This is a genomic window from Rhizobium sp. PvP014, from assembly GCF_017876855.1.
GTDB classification, from domain to species: Bacteria; Pseudomonadota; Alphaproteobacteria; order Rhizobiales; family Rhizobiaceae; genus Neorhizobium; species Neorhizobium soli.
The window spans coordinates 1,860,850-1,874,250 of the sequence record NZ_JAGIOT010000002.1 but is presented as its reverse complement, the minus strand read 5'-3'; the positions used below and the strand labels follow the sequence as shown (position 1 = coordinate 1,874,250).

The window sequence follows — 13,401 nt, the reverse complement described above, 5'->3', positions numbered from 1 at the left end:
TTCCCTTCTTAAGCGGCAGCGGCCGCGCGACCGGCGTCGGTTGCGAGGATCCGGTCGAGTGCTTCGGTAAAGCGATCGATCTCGTCCAGCGTGTTGTAGTGGACCATCGACACGCGAACCATGCCGCCGTGGTCTGTCAGGTCGAGATATTCGGCAAGCCGGCGCGAGTGGAAATCGCCGAAGCGGATGGCGATCTTTTCGCCGTCCATCGCCTTGCAGATTTCGCCGGCGTCGCGGCCATCGAAGCGGAAGGCGATCGTCGGGACCCTCGTGCTGCCGCTGTTCGTCGTCTGGCCGACGATGCGGCAGTCGTTGCGCGAGCGGAGGTACGCGAGAAGGCGTTCCGCCAAGAGGTTTTCCTGGGCCGTGATTGCCGCGAAAGCCGCTTCGATCTTCTGGCGCACCGTGCCGGTCTCGCCGGCCTGTTCGCCGAGCGCCGTCAGGTAGTCGACGATGCCGCAGGTCGAATAGGCAAGCTCGTAGTTCGGGTTACCCGGCTCGAGCTTGCCCGGCACTTTGTCCTTGCCGTAGAAGTAATGATAGAGCGTATCGAGCTCGGCCAGCAGATCGTATTTGCCATACATCAGCGCGTAGTGCGGACCATAAGTCTTGTAGAGGCTGAAGACGTAGTAATCGACATCCAGCGCCTGCACGTCGACGGCGCGGTGCGGGGCATAGGCCACGGCATCGACGCAGATCTTTGCGCCACGGGCATGCACGAAATCGGCGATCTCTCTGATCGGGTTGATCGATCCGAGGATGTTCGACACGTGCGTGACACAGACCAGCTTGGTGCGATCGCTCATCAGCGGCGCAAGGTCGGCCAGATCAAGCGTCAGCGTGTCCTTGTTGAGCGGCCAGAACTTCAGCGTGATGCCGCGCTCCTGCAGCCGGTCCCAGGGGCCGATATTGGATTCGTGATCGCTGACGGTGACGATGATTTCGTCGCCGGGCGAGAGCTGGCTCTGCATGGCGCGGGCGAGGTTTTGCAGCAGCTGAGTGGTGGAAGCGCCGAAGACGATTTCTTCCGGACGCGAGGCGTTTACCAAGTTCATGGCCGCGGTGCGTGACTCGTAGAGTGCGGCGGCTGCTGCCTGCGAGACCGCGTAGGAGCCGCCGATCTGGACGTTCTTCTCGATCAGGAATGTGTTGATGCGCTCAACGGCACCTTTAAGGATCTGCGACCCTCCGGCGTTGTCGAACAGCGTCCAGCCGCGCGCGAGGCCGGGAAACTGGCTGCGTACATAATCGAGATCGAGTGGAGAGGTGGTGTTCATCCCTGTGGTCCTGCGTTTGTTGTTCTTGTCAATGATTGAGCACGGCGCGCAGGAAACTGCGTGTCCGTTCTTCCCTAGGATTGTCGAAGATTTCGGCCGGCGTGCCCGCCTCGACAAGGCGTCCCGCATCCATGAAGATCACCCGGTCGGCGACCTGGCGGGCAAAGCCCATCTCGTGGGTGACGATGATCATGGTGACGCCGGTGCCGGCAAGCTTGCGCATCACGTCCAGAACTTCGCCGACCATTTCGGGATCCAGCGAAGAGGTCGGCTCGTCGAACAGCAGCACGCCGGGTTCCATGGCGAGCGCCCGGGCAATTGCCACGCGCTGCTGCTGGCCGCCGGAAAGCTGGCCCGGAAACTTTTCCGCCTGTTCGGAAATACCGACGCGTGCCAGCAGTTCGCGGGCTTTGCGCTCGGCGTCTTCTGGCGATGCCTTCCTGACGCGCATCGGTGCCAGCATGACATTTCTCAGCACCGTCATATGCGGGAAGAGATTGAACGACTGAAACACCATGCCGACTTCGGCGCGGACTTTCGCAAGCGCCGGGCCCGGCGCGACGCGGATGCCATCGACGGTGATGGTGCTTTCCGGCGAAAACGCTTCGAGGTGGTTGATGCAGCGGATCAGCGTCGATTTGCCGGAGCCGGAGGGGCCGATGATGCAGACGACTTCGCCTTCGGCCACATCGAGATCGATATCGTGCAGAACGGTGAATGTGCCATAGGCCTTGTTCAGGCGGCGGATCGAGATGAGGGGGCCGGTTGTCTTCGCCATCAGCGTTTCCCCCGGCTGTAATGCTTTTCGAGACGGGCGACGACGGCCACCATCGGCCAGAGCAGCGCGATATAGATGAGAGCGGCCCCGATCAGCGGCGTCGGGTTGGCGTTGAGCGCCTGCGCCTGGGTTGCTTGCTTGAGCAGATCCGGCATGGCGACGACGGAGGCAAGTGCCGTGTCTTTCATGACGTTGATGCAATTGTTGGTGAGCGGCGGAATGACGATGCGGATCGCCTGCGGCAGGATGATATCCATCATCGTGCTGCGACCCGACAGACCAAGGGCAGCAGATGCCTCGAACTGCCCGCTCGGAATGGCCTCGATGCCGGCGCGAAAGATCTCTGCCGTATAGGCGGCTGAGACGAGCGACAGCGCGGTCACGGCCGACAGAAACGGCGACAGGCGGATGCCGACGAAGGGGAGGGCGTAGTAGACGACGATCAAAAGCACGAGCAGCGGTATCGAACGAAAGATGTCGATATAGATGCGGATCAGGACCTGAAAGAATGCCGGCGCATAGAGCCTTGCCACCGCCAGAAACAGTCCGCCAGCGAGGCCGACCAGGATGCTGGTAATGCCGATTTGCAGCGTGACGACCAGACCCCAGAGCAGCTGCGGCAGACTGTTCAGGAAGACCGGTATGTTGAAGAATGTATTGAGAAGGTTCATGCCGGATCGGCTCCCTTGGCAAGCCGACGGAGCGTTTGGCGCTCCGCCGGATGCAATTCAAGCGTGCTCGGGTGAGCCTTACTTGGCCTTCGGCATGTCGAGAACGGCGACGGTCGAGGTCGTGTCTTCGGCCTTGGCACCGAACCATGTCTGGTGCAGCTTGGCGATAAAGCCTTCGCCCTTCAGCGTGGTGATGACGGCGTTGACTTCGGTTGCGAGCGGATCGCCCTTGTTGAACATGATCGAGTATTTCTCGCCGGTCGGGATGCGCTCGACGACCTTCAGTTCCGGCTTGTCCTTGGCGTAGTAGAGCAAGGCCGGAATGTCGGAGATGTAGCCATCGACGCGGCCGGCAACGAGATCGAGCATGGCCGGCTGCAGGCCCTCGAAGCGGCGGATTTCGCCGAGCTTGTATTCGCCCTTGTGGCTGTCTGCCCACATGTCGCCGGTCGAGCCGGTATCGACGCCGACGACCTTGCCGCTCATGCCCTTGAGGCCGGTGATGCCGGAAGCGGCCGTGACGGTCAGCGACTGGTCGCTGTCGTAATAGGGTTGGGCGAAGGACACAGACTGCAGGCGCTTTTCGGTGATGGTGATCGACGACACCGCCATGTTGATGCGGCCCGACTGTACCGCCGGGAACAGGCCGTTGAACGGCGTGTTGACGAATTCGACGGTCTTGCCGAGGCGCTTGGCGATTTCGTTGACGAGATCGATCTCGAAACCGGTCACCTTGCCGCTGGCGTCTTCGAATTCCCACGGCACATTGCCGATATTGGCGCCGACGGTAAGATCGGCGGCATGAACGCCGATTGCGCCGAGCGCTGTAAACAGGCCGGCGAGAACTGTGGTTTTGATGCGTGACGCGTGTAGCATTGAGAGAACCCCTTGTTTTTATGATGAGACGCAATCTATGTTGGTCTAACTGGTCAGACCAGTCCGACCAAACAAGCACGGCACTTTGGGCTTTGCAAGATAGCTCGGGGAAAAATATATCTGACAGGCCGCAGGGGCCCAGCTGGAATAGGTTCGCATGCTCAACAAAACGCTCGTTCCGCAGTCGGTGGCCCGCGAAATCCAGACCATGATCCAGGCCGGCCAGTTGAAGGCCGGCGAAAAAATCCCGTCGCAGCGTGAGTTTTCGCAAAAGTTCGGGATCAGCCGGGCGTCGTTGCGCGAGGCGCTGCTGACTTTGGAAACGCTGGGATTGCTGAAGACTGAAGCCGGTCGCGGCACGTTCGTGACGGCGGGTTCGAGCTCGGTCTCGGACGGCGCCATCAGCCAGTCCGGTCACATGGCGCCGTGGCGTTACTCGGACAGCTACTCGGTGTTCGACGTGTTCCAGACCCGCATCCTCTTGGAAGGCGAGATCGCGCGTCTCTCCGCGGGGCGCCTGTCGCAGGCGCAACTCGAGAAGATGGAGATGGCGACGCAGACGATGGAGGATTGCTGGGCCCGCCAGGACCTGCTCGCAAACGTCGACGCGGATCTGGATTTCCACGGCACGATCGTTTCGGCCTGCGCCAACACGATGCTGAAGGCGCTCTACCAGACGGTGCGCGACCAGGTCACCGAGACGCAGCGGCAACCGATTCCGATGACCGATCCCGAGCGCATGCGACAGTCGATCGCCGAGCACCGGCGCATCATTGCGGCCTTGAGATTGAACGACGCGGCGTTGGCGAAGAGCGAAATGGAAACGCATATCCGCAACACGGCACGCTGCGCGGGTCTTCAGCCATAGGCCGGAATTGTGGCGCATCCGGTGGCTCAAGGGTCACCAGGGCGGCAACCGGAGCCGCGGTGGATGCTCTGATAAATTGTGCCTTTGCCCTCTAGTGCTTGTTGCATAAAGGCTTTAGCGTTCGGACTATTCGAATTCCTCAATGCAGAGTTCCCCCATGACTGAGCCTTCTCTGTTTGCCCGTGTCGTCGCCTTTATTGGCCAGGGCGCTGTCCTCATCCGTCATTCGGGGGATGGCCCGCGACAGCCGGTGTTCGGCACGACGCCGGCCATTCCGGCCGCAAAGCCGCAGGGCAAGATCCCGACGCTGAAGATGCCGACAGCCAAAGGCTGGGAGGGCGATCACAAGCCAACGGCAGCGGCGGGCCTCAAGGTCAATGCCTTTGCGCGCGGGCTCGTGCATCCGCGCAACATGCATGTTCTCCCCAACGGCGATGTGCTCGTGGCGGAATCAATGGGCGAGCGGGGCAATCCACGCAGCCTGTTCGACCATGCCATGTCGGCGACGATGCAACGGGCGCGCGCTTCCGGCGACAGCCCCAACCGCGTGACGCTGCTGCGCGACGCCGATGGCGACGGCGTGGCCGAGCAAAGTTTCGCCTATATCGAAAACGTGCGCCAGCCCTACGGTATCGCGCTTGTCGGTGACACGCTCTATGTGGGAGCGAGCGATGCGCTTCTGGCCTATCCCTACGAGGCCGGCGCGACGAAGATTACCGCGCAGCCGAAAAAGCTGATGGATCTGGTGCCCGGCGGACACTGGACGCGCAACCTGATCGTCAGCAATGACGGCACCAAGCTTTTTGTCGCCGTCGGATCGCTCAGTAATATTGCCGACGAAGGCATGGGCGTGGAAGAAAACCGCGCCTGCATTCACGAATACGACCTTCAGACGGGCCAGTCGCGCATCTTTGCCGGTGGTCTTCGTAACCCTGTCGGCATGGCGTTCGAGCCTGAAGGCGGCATGCTGTGGACGGTTGTCAACGAACGCGACGGCCTGGGTGACGAGACGCCGCCGGATTATCTGACATCGGTTCGCGACGGCGGGTTCTACGGCTGGCCCTACTGCTACTGGAACCGGGTCGTGGACGACCGGGTTCCGCAGGATGCCGCAAAGGTGGCATCCGCGCAGCAGCCCGACTATGCGCTGGGCGGCCATACGGCGTCGCTCGGGCTCTGCTGGTTGCCGGCGGGCACGCTGCCGGGCTTTCCGGCGGGGATGGCCATCGGCCAGCACGGGTCGTGGAACCGGTCCAAGCTTTCCGGCTACAAGCTCGCCTTCGTCGCCTTTGAGAACGGCAAGCCCGTGGGAATGCCGCGCGAAATCCTCACCGACTTCCTCTCGAAGGACGAAAAGCATTCCTTCGGCCGTCCGGTCGGGGTGGCACTTGCCGCCGACGGTGCCGTGCTGATGGCGGACGATGTGGGCGATGTCATCTGGCGCGTCACCGGCGCTTGATCGCGCGACGTAGAACATTTGAGTTGATTGCTGCGTGCCACCCGATGGGTGCGCAGCAATCGCGTTCCGTCGCTGCAGGCCCGACCGCAGCGGCGATGATCAATCCGCAAGCTCTTGCGTCAGGATCCGTCCGGCAAGGCGGGCAATGGCCATGAGGCGGTCCAGTTCCAATCCGCTGCGGGCCTTGGCGGAGAGGCCGGTCATTGTGGTCGAGACGAAATCGGTCACGCTTTCCGCCTTTTCCGGATGCCGCGCTGCGATATAGCCACGGATCACATCCTCCGCCGCTGTCTGCAATGCGCGGGTCGCCGCACGTGCCTCCGGATCATCGCAATGGGTTCCCTCCAGAACGAGACAGCCAGCGGTAGCCGGGTCGGCCGCATAGCGCCGGCAGGCGTCTTCCAGCACGGCCGCAAGGCATTCGGCAACCGGGCGGTCGGGCCTCAGGATATCAGCAAGCGGAATCGCCGCCGTTAGCGAGTAGCGTTCAAGAACGCGCGCGTACAAGCCGGCCTTGTTGCCGAAGGCGGCATAGAAGCTCGGCGGATTGATGCCGAGTGCCTGCGTGACATCGGCAACCCCCACGGCATCATAGCCGCGCGCATGGAACAGCTTCTGGGCAATCTCCACACCTTGGTCGGCATCAAAACGACGTGGGCGACCGCGGGTACGCGGAATATCTGTAGTCATTATTACAAAATACCTTGACGATGAACCCTGATGATTTATGTAGCAGTCATTACTGTATTTCTCAAGGATCTCAGATGACGACTTTTCAGGGAAAATCCGTTCTGGTTCTCGGCGGTAGCCGGGGTATCGGCGCCGCCATCGTGCGGCGGTTTGCAAACGACGGTGCCAACGTGACCTTCACCTATGCCGGCTCTCGCGCGGCGGCGGATGAGCTGGCGGCAGAGACCAAGACTACGGCTGTTCAGACCGACAGCTCCAGCCGCGATGCCGTGATTGCCCGGGTGCGAGAAAGCGGCCCGCTGGACGTGCTGGTGGTCAATGCCGGAATTGCTGTCTTCGGCGATGCGCTTGAACAGGATCCGGACGCGATCGACCGGCTTTTCCAGATCAATATCCATGCGCCCTATCACGCCTCGGTCGAAGCGGCGCGTCAGATGCCGGACGGCGGGCGGATCATCGTCATCGGTTCCGTCAATGGTGACCGGATGCCCATTCCGGGCATGGCCTCCTATGCGGTGAGCAAGTCTGCCCTGCAGGGACTGGCCCGCGGGCTGGCGCGCGATTTCGGGCCACGCGGCATCACCATCAACGTCGTTCAGCCGGGGCCGATCGATACGGATGCCAATCCGGAAAACGGACCGATGAAAGACCTGATGCACAGCTTCATGGCGATCAAGCGCCACGGTCGTCCGGAAGAGGTTGCTGGAATGGTCGCCTGGCTCGCCGGCCCGGAGGCGGGGTTCGTGACCGGGGCAATGCACACGATCGACGGTGCGTTCGGAGCGTAATCCCGGCATACCCCATCCGGGGCGACATCGCATAAGGCCAGTCGCACGACTGGCCTTACAGCTCTCGACTCAGCAATCTGCGATCTGCTTGCCCAAGTCTTTCAGCGCGTGGGAACAACGGCGCGGGTTTTCGGTTCCTCTCTCTCAGAAAAGAGAGGATTATCGATGACGCAGATCGTTTTCGTGCATGGCATGTTTCAAAATCCCAAAAGCTGGGACAACTGGGTTCGCTACTTCAGCGACAAAGGCTACGACTGCAGCGCCCCGGCATGGCCTCTCCACGATGGCGATCCGAAGGCATTGCGCGACAACCCGCCAGCCGGGCTCGGTGAGCTGAGCCTCGATGCCATCTATGCATCCATCAAATCGGCGGTCGCAGGCCTCGATAAGCCTGTCGTCATCGGTCACTCTGTCGGAGGTCTCATCGCGCAGAAGCTGCTCGCGGATGGCCACGTCTCGGGTGCAGTGGCGATCTCGTCGGTTGCGCCGAATGCCATGCTCGATTTCGACTGGGGCTTCATCAAGAACAGCGCCATCATCACCAATCCGCTGAAGGGTGATGAGCCGGTCTACATGGACGCAAAGACGTTCCATGGCTCCTTCGCCAACACGCTGTCGGAAGAGCAGGCGGCTGTCGAGTTCGAGAAGACGGCGACCCACGACAGCCGCAACGTTCTGCGCGACTGCATGGGTTCGTCCGGCAAGATCGATCTCAGCCGTCCGCATGAACCTTTGCTTCTGGTTGCCGGCGAGAAGGATGAGATCATTCCCGCCGATCTCAACGAGAAGAATTTCAAGGCCTACGAGAATACCGGCAGCGTGACCGACTTCCGCGAGTTCCCCAACCGTGGCCACTACATCTGCGGTGAACCCGGCTGGGAAGAGGTCGCCGCCTATATCGACGGCTGGCTTCAGCAGAACCGGTTCGACGTCGACAACCGTATCTATGCTCCAAGCGCGATCTGAGGTGCAACCATGACCAATATCAAAGCACGCGGGTTCGAAAGCACCGCTCTTCTCAATGAACATCTCGACGAGTTGGACGACGTCGCCTATGGCGAGCGCGGCGCATCGGCCGGGGCCATGTCCGGCAGCGAGGCCGAAATGGAACGGCTGCGTCGGGAAGTCGTCTATCTGCGCAACCGGATTGCCGAGATCGAAGGCGAGGGCCAGACCCGGCGTGCATCGCCGTCCTCCCAGACCCCAGAAAATTCGTGGGTGAAGCTGATCGGAACCGCCACGGCAACCTTCGTTCTTGGTCGGCTTGCACAACGGTTGCGGCTTGGACCTGTGGGGACGGCTGCCGTTCCGCTGATCGCCGGACAGCTTCTCAGCCGTATCCGCTGAACCACTGACATATTGCACCGGCGGCAGAGCTGCGGCCGGTGCATTCTTTGCATGGATTACGCCTGGTCTGGTGGCTGAACGAAGCCTCCCGTGAAGATAGACAGGCGAATGTGGGAACACTCCCCGTCCACCTTAGTTCTTGGGTTATAATCCAGGAACATTATCGTGCCGACATTCCCATCGTTCATTCTTTCCCGCCGACACATGCTTGCGTCCACCACAGCGGCGCTCGCCGCTTCGGCGTTGCCGGCATTTTCTCAAGATACGACTGTAAAGGCATCCAGTATGGAAGACCCGACGACCAAGTACCCGCAGCCTCCGTTTCAGGAGCAGACCCAGCCATTCCCAGGCTTGGCCGGCAAGATGACGCCGAAGCCGGATCACGGCGAGACCTCGTATAAGGGCTCGGGCCGGCTGGCTGGACGCAAGGCTCTGATCACCGGCGGCGATTCCGGGATGGGCCGTGCGGCTGCCATCGCCTATGCCCGCGAGGGTGCCGATGTCGCGATCAACTATCTGCCCGATGAAGAGCCGGATGCCAAAGAAGTCATCGCCCTGATCGAAAAGGAAGGTCGCAAGGGCATCGCACTTCCCGGCGATCTGCGCGACGAGGCATTCTGCGTGAAGCTCGTCGAAGATGCCGCAAAGGCTCTGGGTGGTCTCGACATTTTGGTCAACAATGCGGGCCGTCAGCAGCAGGCCCAGTCGCTGTCTGATATCACCACCGAAGCCTTCGACGCGACGATGAAGACGAACATCTACGCGATGTTCTGGCTGACCAAGGCGGCGCTCAAGCATCTGCAGCCGGGATCGTCGATCATCCAGACGACGTCCGAACAGGCCTACGATCCGTCCGAGAACCTGGTCGACTATGCCATCACCAAGGCGGCCGGCATGAGCTTCACGAAGTCGATGGCCAAGCAGCTCGGCCCGAAGGGCATACGCGTCAACGGCGTTGCGCCGGGCCCGGTCTGGACGCCGCTGCAGGTGTCGGGCGGTGCGACGATGGAAAAGCTGGTCGAGTTCGGTGGCGATACGCCGCTCGGCCGACCGGGTCAGCCTGCCGAGCTTGCGTCGATCTACGTCCAGCTTGCCGACAACGGCGCAAGCTTCTCGACGGGACAGATCTACGGTGCTGCCGGTGGCAGCGGGCAACCTTGAACATGAACATGCGCATGAACACCAACGCGAATGCAACACGACCGGAGGTTAGAACGTGAAAGCTCTTACATGGCACGGCAGCGGTGATATCCGCTGCGAAGAAGTAGACGATCCAATCATTCAGCATGACCGCGATGCGATCATCAAGGTCACGAGCTGCGCCATCTGCGGCTCGGATCTTCACCTTTATGGTGGTTTCGTTCCCGGCATGCACGCAGGCGACGTGATGGGCCATGAAACGATGGGTGAGGTGGTCGAAGTCGGCCGCGGAAACTCGAAGCTCAAGGTCGGCGACCGCGTGGTCGTGCCGTTCACGATTTCCTGCGGCGAGTGCCGTCAGTGCAAATGGGGTCAGTTCTCGCTTTGCGAACGATCCAACCCCAACGGCGCGATGCAGGCCAAGCAGATCGGCTATCCGACGGCCGGCCTGTTCGGCTTCTCGGAAATGTACGGCCAGATCCCGGGCGGCCAGGCCCAGTACCTGCGCATTCCCTACGCCGATGTCGGGCCGATCGTGGTGCCGGATGGATTGACCGATGAACAGGTCCTGTTCCTCTCCGACATCTTCCCGACAGGCTACATGGCGGCCGAAAACTGCGACATCAAGCAGGGCCAGACGGTTGCCGTGTTCGGATGTGGTCCGGTCGGCCTGTTTGCGATCAAGTCGGCGTTCTTGCTCGGTGCAGAGCGCGTGATTGCGATCGACACCGTGCCGGAGCGCTTAGCGCTTGCGCAACAGTCCGGTGCCGAGACGCTTGACTATGCGGATGAGGATCTGCAGCAGCGCATTCTCGACATGACGAACGGTCTTGGGCCGGATGCGGTCATCGAGGCGGTGGGTCTTGAGAGCCATGGCGCCGGTGGCGTGATGGAAACGCTTCAGACCAAGCTGTCGGCAACCGAGCGTCCTTACGCGCTCAACCAGGCAATCCTCGCCTGCCGGCCCGGTGGTACGGTCTCTCTTCCCGGCGTGTTTGTCGGTCCGGCCGTTCCGACGTCGCTGGGCGCCTTCATGGGCAAGGGCCTGACCCTCAAGACCGGTCAGACCCACGTTCAGCGTTATCTCGAGCCGCTGATGAAGCTGATCCAGGATGGCAAGATCGATCCGTCATTCCTGATCACGCACCGCATCGGACTTGAGGAAGGTCCGGAGGCCTACAAGACGTTCCGCGACAAGCAGGACGGCTGCGTCAAGGTCGTGATACGCCCGAACGGCTAATCAAATCGAATGGCCTGCGGCATCTGCCGCAGGCCATTCTCTTGTAAGCATGAAGAGGATGCGGCGAAGCACCGGGCATTCAACCGCATTGTCGTTTTGATACCTTGATTTTAACGGAAGATGCCGGTCGCGAGCGCGCGCTGTATGCCGCGCACATCGGTGCCCTTTTTCAGCGTTTTCGCAATCGGGCTGTCGCTACCCGATACCCAGATTTTCAGCTCCGAATCCAGATCGAACGTTCCCGCAGTCTCGACCGAAAACCGGGTGATCGACCGGTAGGGAATCGACATGTAGTCGACCTTACTTCCCGTCATCCCCTGGATGTCGACCATGATGATGCGATACTGGGTGAAGACGAAGAAATCGCGGATGAGTTTGAAGGCGAGTTGCGGCTGTTCTCCATCGATCAGCACGCCATCGAGACGCTTGTTCAGGTCTGCCGGGTCGACTGTCGATCCATGGCCCAGAAATCCGTCAAAAAGGCCCATGATTGCAATCTCCCGGCAAAGGTTTTGGGTCTCAGTCCTGAAGCGGCTTGATCATCTCGATCACTCCACCGGCGTCGATGACGCCGCGAGAGAGATCGGTTCGGCCACGCGCAATTTCAATGACGGTGTAGAGCATTTCGTCCCGGAACGCGCTGGCGAAGTCGGTGCTGACGCCTTCGGCAGGCGCTGCGTCAACTTGCTGGAAGTCAACTTCCTGGCTGGTCGCGACAATCCTTGCATCGCCGGCAGTCCTTGCGGCAACCGTGACTGCGCCCTGCATGGGAGCATTCTGCCACCGCGGATCGTCGCTACGGGCGGTCGGTTCGAGCCTGTAGATGTTGAGCGTTTCGCCGGGCGTGGTCGTCACCGACGCGTCTCTGATCTGGGCCTCGCTTTCGACCGATTGCCCAACCCTTGTCTCGCTGATCGAGGTGTCCGAGAATTTGTCACCGTGGATGTCGTCGATATCAGACATTGCGTTTTCTCCTGCAAGGTTCCCGAACTGACGGCGGGTTGCACAGTTCCACTGCTCTGCTCGTTTACCGACAAGTGCTGCGATCAGTCGTTCGAGCCGTCTGGTTAAATGCGGAAGGCGACACCATATATTGGCGAGACGGACGAACAGGAGATACATCATGACAACCGAACGCGCAGTTTTAGCAGGCGGCTGCTTTTGGGGAATGCAGGATCTGATCCGCAAGCTTCCCGGTGTCCAATCCACACGCGTGGGCTATACGGGCGGAAGTGTTGCAAACGCGACCTATCGCAATCACGAGGGCCACGCGGAGGCGATCGAGATCAATTTCGATCCGACCAAGACGACCTACCGCGACCTGCTGGAGTTCTTCTTCCAGATCCACGATCCAAGCACCCGCAATCGGCAAGGTAACGACGTCGGCTCGAGCTATCGCTCCGCGATCTTCTTCACCAGTGACGAACAGAAGAATGTTGCCGCTGACACGATCGCCGATGTGGATGCGTCCGGTATCTGGCCGGGCAAGGTCGTGACGGAAGTCGTGCCTGAGGCAGAATTCTGGGAGGCGGAGCCTGAGCATCAGGATTATCTGGTGCGAATCCCCAATGGCTATACCTGCCACTTCCCGCGGCCCAACTGGCGGCTGCCGAAGCGTGCAGCGTAACGGGTCGCCCGATAACATTATCCCGAAACGCACTTGGGCCCGGTGGAAACACCGGGCCCAAGTCGTAATGCCATCCCACTTGGGGACAGATCAGCTTACAGCGAGATCTGGCCTTCGTCGCTGCCGTCCCAATAGCGGATCGTCTTTGCCGTCACGCGGATCATCACGACACCGGGGGTGTCGATCCCTTCCGGGAAATACCGGTCGAGGTCCTTGGTCCAGTGATCCTTGAATGTCGCTTTGTCGGTGATGAGCGTTGCCGAGCCTTCAACGCCGACAAAGAGCGGCGAACCACCCAGCATGCCGACTGCGCCCGCATAGGTAAGGCCGACTGCGCTGTCAGCGCGGATTTCCGCAATCTTTTTCGACTGCTCGTAGGCGAAGAAATAGCTGTCGCCGTCGTACTCGACGTCGCCGTTGTTGCTCATCGGCCGCGAAGTGAGATTGCCTGATGATGTCGTGGTGGTCAGCATGGCAAAGTCCAGCTTTGCCATCTTCTTCGACAGGTCGTGCAGCGTAAGTTCGGACATGGTTGCTCCAGGTGTTGCTCGAATGGAGTAGGAACTGGCGGTTCTCTCGTTGGTTCCGGTGCGCCAGTCTCGGGCGCCATAGACCGGCATCCGGTCACCTACCTACGTAC

The 13,401-nt window shown here is 60.9% G+C and carries 16 protein-coding genes; 8 read left to right on the top strand and 8 right to left on the bottom strand.

The annotated features are described in order from the left end of the window. Positions 1–8: 8 nt before the first annotated feature. The 4 genes from J3A65_RS13740 to J3A65_RS13725 form a co-directional block, all read right to left on the bottom strand. Positions 9–1,277 (bottom strand): cysteine desulfurase-like protein, encoded by a 1,269-nt coding sequence (locus J3A65_RS13740; RefSeq protein ID WP_209901722.1) that lies wholly within the window; start codon positions 1,275–1,277, stop codon positions 9–11. 28 nt (positions 1,278–1,305) lie between these two features. Continuing rightward, positions 1,306–2,055 carry an amino acid ABC transporter ATP-binding protein gene (locus tag J3A65_RS13735; RefSeq protein ID WP_209901720.1) on the bottom strand — a complete coding sequence of 250 codons (750 nt, stop codon included), beginning with the start codon at positions 2,053–2,055 and terminating at the stop codon, positions 1,306–1,308. Next, positions 2,055–2,726 (bottom strand): amino acid ABC transporter permease, encoded by a 672-nt coding sequence (locus tag J3A65_RS13730; protein ID WP_209901718.1) that lies wholly within the window; start codon positions 2,724–2,726, stop codon positions 2,055–2,057. Before J3A65_RS13730 ends, J3A65_RS13735 begins: the two co-directional genes overlap by 1 nt. A gap of 78 nt (positions 2,727–2,804) precedes the next feature. Further along, on the bottom strand, positions 2,805–3,602 hold the full coding sequence (locus tag J3A65_RS13725) for a transporter substrate-binding domain-containing protein (protein ID WP_062582473.1): 798 nt from the start codon (positions 3,600–3,602) through the stop codon (positions 2,805–2,807). A 157-nt stretch (positions 3,603–3,759) separates the two neighbouring features. On the opposite strand from J3A65_RS13725, the gene J3A65_RS13720 reads away from it, so the two are divergent. Together J3A65_RS13720 and J3A65_RS13715 are read left to right on the top strand one after the other, a co-directional pair. Next, complete coding sequence (locus tag J3A65_RS13720) at positions 3,760–4,470, top strand: FCD domain-containing protein (RefSeq protein WP_209901716.1); 711 nt, start codon at positions 3,760–3,762, stop codon at positions 4,468–4,470. A gap of 157 nt (positions 4,471–4,627) precedes the next feature. Continuing rightward, on the top strand, positions 4,628–5,929 hold the full coding sequence (locus tag J3A65_RS13715; RefSeq protein WP_184653876.1) for a sorbosone dehydrogenase family protein: 1,302 nt from the start codon (positions 4,628–4,630) through the stop codon (positions 5,927–5,929). Positions 5,930–6,028: 99 nt separating this feature from the next. Here the strand turns inward: J3A65_RS13715 and J3A65_RS13710 are convergent, their stop codons facing one another. Next, positions 6,029–6,619 carry a TetR/AcrR family transcriptional regulator gene (locus J3A65_RS13710; protein ID WP_209901714.1) on the bottom strand — a complete coding sequence of 197 codons (591 nt, stop codon included), beginning with the start codon at positions 6,617–6,619 and terminating at the stop codon, positions 6,029–6,031. 74 nt (positions 6,620–6,693) lie between these two features. Between J3A65_RS13710 and bdcA the strand changes: the two genes are divergently transcribed. From bdcA to J3A65_RS13685, 5 genes are all read left to right on the top strand, one after another. Continuing rightward, entirely contained in the window at positions 6,694–7,407 is a 714-nt protein-coding gene (gene bdcA / locus J3A65_RS13705) for an SDR family oxidoreductase (RefSeq protein WP_062460623.1), read from the top strand. 165 nt (positions 7,408–7,572) lie between these two features. After that, positions 7,573–8,373, top strand: coding sequence for an alpha/beta fold hydrolase (locus J3A65_RS13700; RefSeq protein ID WP_062460619.1), 801 nt, complete (start codon positions 7,573–7,575; stop codon positions 8,371–8,373). A 9-nt stretch (positions 8,374–8,382) separates the two neighbouring features. Continuing rightward, positions 8,383–8,754 (top strand): hypothetical protein, encoded by a 372-nt coding sequence (locus J3A65_RS13695; protein ID WP_192077518.1) that lies wholly within the window; start codon positions 8,383–8,385, stop codon positions 8,752–8,754. Positions 8,755–9,039: 285 nt separating this feature from the next. Beyond that, positions 9,040–9,915: an SDR family oxidoreductase gene (locus tag J3A65_RS13690; protein ID WP_244508768.1), complete on the top strand. Its 876-nt coding sequence runs from the start codon at positions 9,040–9,042 to the stop codon at positions 9,913–9,915. Positions 9,916–9,970: 55 nt separating this feature from the next. After that, on the top strand, positions 9,971–11,134 hold the full coding sequence (locus J3A65_RS13685) for a zinc-dependent alcohol dehydrogenase (protein ID WP_062460610.1): 1,164 nt from the start codon (positions 9,971–9,973) through the stop codon (positions 11,132–11,134). 110 nt (positions 11,135–11,244) lie between these two features. Here J3A65_RS13685 and J3A65_RS13680 read toward each other — a convergent pair whose 3' ends face one another. After that, entirely contained in the window at positions 11,245–11,622 is a 378-nt protein-coding gene (locus J3A65_RS13680; RefSeq protein WP_062460606.1) for a PH domain-containing protein, read from the bottom strand. A gap of 31 nt (positions 11,623–11,653) precedes the next feature. After that, complete coding sequence (locus J3A65_RS13675; RefSeq protein ID WP_209901712.1) at positions 11,654–12,097, bottom strand: hypothetical protein; 444 nt, start codon at positions 12,095–12,097, stop codon at positions 11,654–11,656. 160 nt (positions 12,098–12,257) lie between these two features. Between J3A65_RS13675 and msrA the strand changes: the two genes are divergently transcribed. Continuing rightward, positions 12,258–12,761, top strand: a complete 504-nt coding sequence (msrA, locus tag J3A65_RS13670) for a peptide-methionine (S)-S-oxide reductase MsrA (protein WP_062460601.1) — start codon at positions 12,258–12,260, stop codon at positions 12,759–12,761. Between the two features lie 95 nt (positions 12,762–12,856). Here the strand turns inward: msrA and J3A65_RS13665 are convergent, their stop codons facing one another. Beyond that, positions 12,857–13,291, bottom strand: coding sequence for a pyridoxamine 5'-phosphate oxidase family protein (locus J3A65_RS13665; RefSeq protein ID WP_209901710.1), 435 nt, complete (start codon positions 13,289–13,291; stop codon positions 12,857–12,859). Between the last annotated feature and the right edge of the window lie 110 nt (positions 13,292–13,401).

What these genes read in the sequence shown, in the direction of transcription:
- J3A65_RS13740 (WP_209901722.1), bottom strand. Translation starts at nt 1,277, where the DNA reads ATGAACACCACCTCTCCACTCGATCTCGATTATGTACGCAGCCAGTTT.
- J3A65_RS13735 (WP_209901720.1), bottom strand. Translation starts at nt 2,055, where the DNA reads ATGGCGAAGACAACCGGCCCCCTCATCTCGATCCGCCGCCTGAACAAG.
- J3A65_RS13730 (WP_209901718.1), bottom strand. Translation starts at nt 2,726, where the DNA reads ATGAACCTTCTCAATACATTCTTCAACATACCGGTCTTCCTGAACAGT.
- J3A65_RS13725 (WP_062582473.1), bottom strand. Translation starts at nt 3,602, where the DNA reads ATGCTACACGCGTCACGCATCAAAACCACAGTTCTCGCCGGCCTGTTT.
- J3A65_RS13720 (WP_209901716.1), top strand. Translation starts at nt 3,760, where the DNA reads ATGCTCAACAAAACGCTCGTTCCGCAGTCGGTGGCCCGCGAAATCCAG.
- J3A65_RS13715 (WP_184653876.1), top strand. Translation starts at nt 4,628, where the DNA reads ATGACTGAGCCTTCTCTGTTTGCCCGTGTCGTCGCCTTTATTGGCCAG.
- J3A65_RS13710 (WP_209901714.1), bottom strand. Translation starts at nt 6,619, where the DNA reads ATGACTACAGATATTCCGCGTACCCGCGGTCGCCCACGTCGTTTTGAT.
- bdcA (WP_062460623.1), top strand. Translation starts at nt 6,694, where the DNA reads ATGACGACTTTTCAGGGAAAATCCGTTCTGGTTCTCGGCGGTAGCCGG.
- J3A65_RS13700 (WP_062460619.1), top strand. Translation starts at nt 7,573, where the DNA reads ATGACGCAGATCGTTTTCGTGCATGGCATGTTTCAAAATCCCAAAAGC.
- J3A65_RS13695 (WP_192077518.1), top strand. Translation starts at nt 8,383, where the DNA reads ATGACCAATATCAAAGCACGCGGGTTCGAAAGCACCGCTCTTCTCAAT.
- J3A65_RS13690 (WP_244508768.1), top strand. Translation starts at nt 9,040, where the DNA reads ATGGAAGACCCGACGACCAAGTACCCGCAGCCTCCGTTTCAGGAGCAG.
- J3A65_RS13680 (WP_062460606.1), bottom strand. Translation starts at nt 11,622, where the DNA reads ATGGGCCTTTTTGACGGATTTCTGGGCCATGGATCGACAGTCGACCCG.
- J3A65_RS13675 (WP_209901712.1), bottom strand. Translation starts at nt 12,097, where the DNA reads ATGTCTGATATCGACGACATCCACGGTGACAAATTCTCGGACACCTCG.
- msrA (WP_062460601.1), top strand. Translation starts at nt 12,258, where the DNA reads ATGACAACCGAACGCGCAGTTTTAGCAGGCGGCTGCTTTTGGGGAATG.
- J3A65_RS13665 (WP_209901710.1), bottom strand. Translation starts at nt 13,291, where the DNA reads ATGTCCGAACTTACGCTGCACGACCTGTCGAAGAAGATGGCAAAGCTG.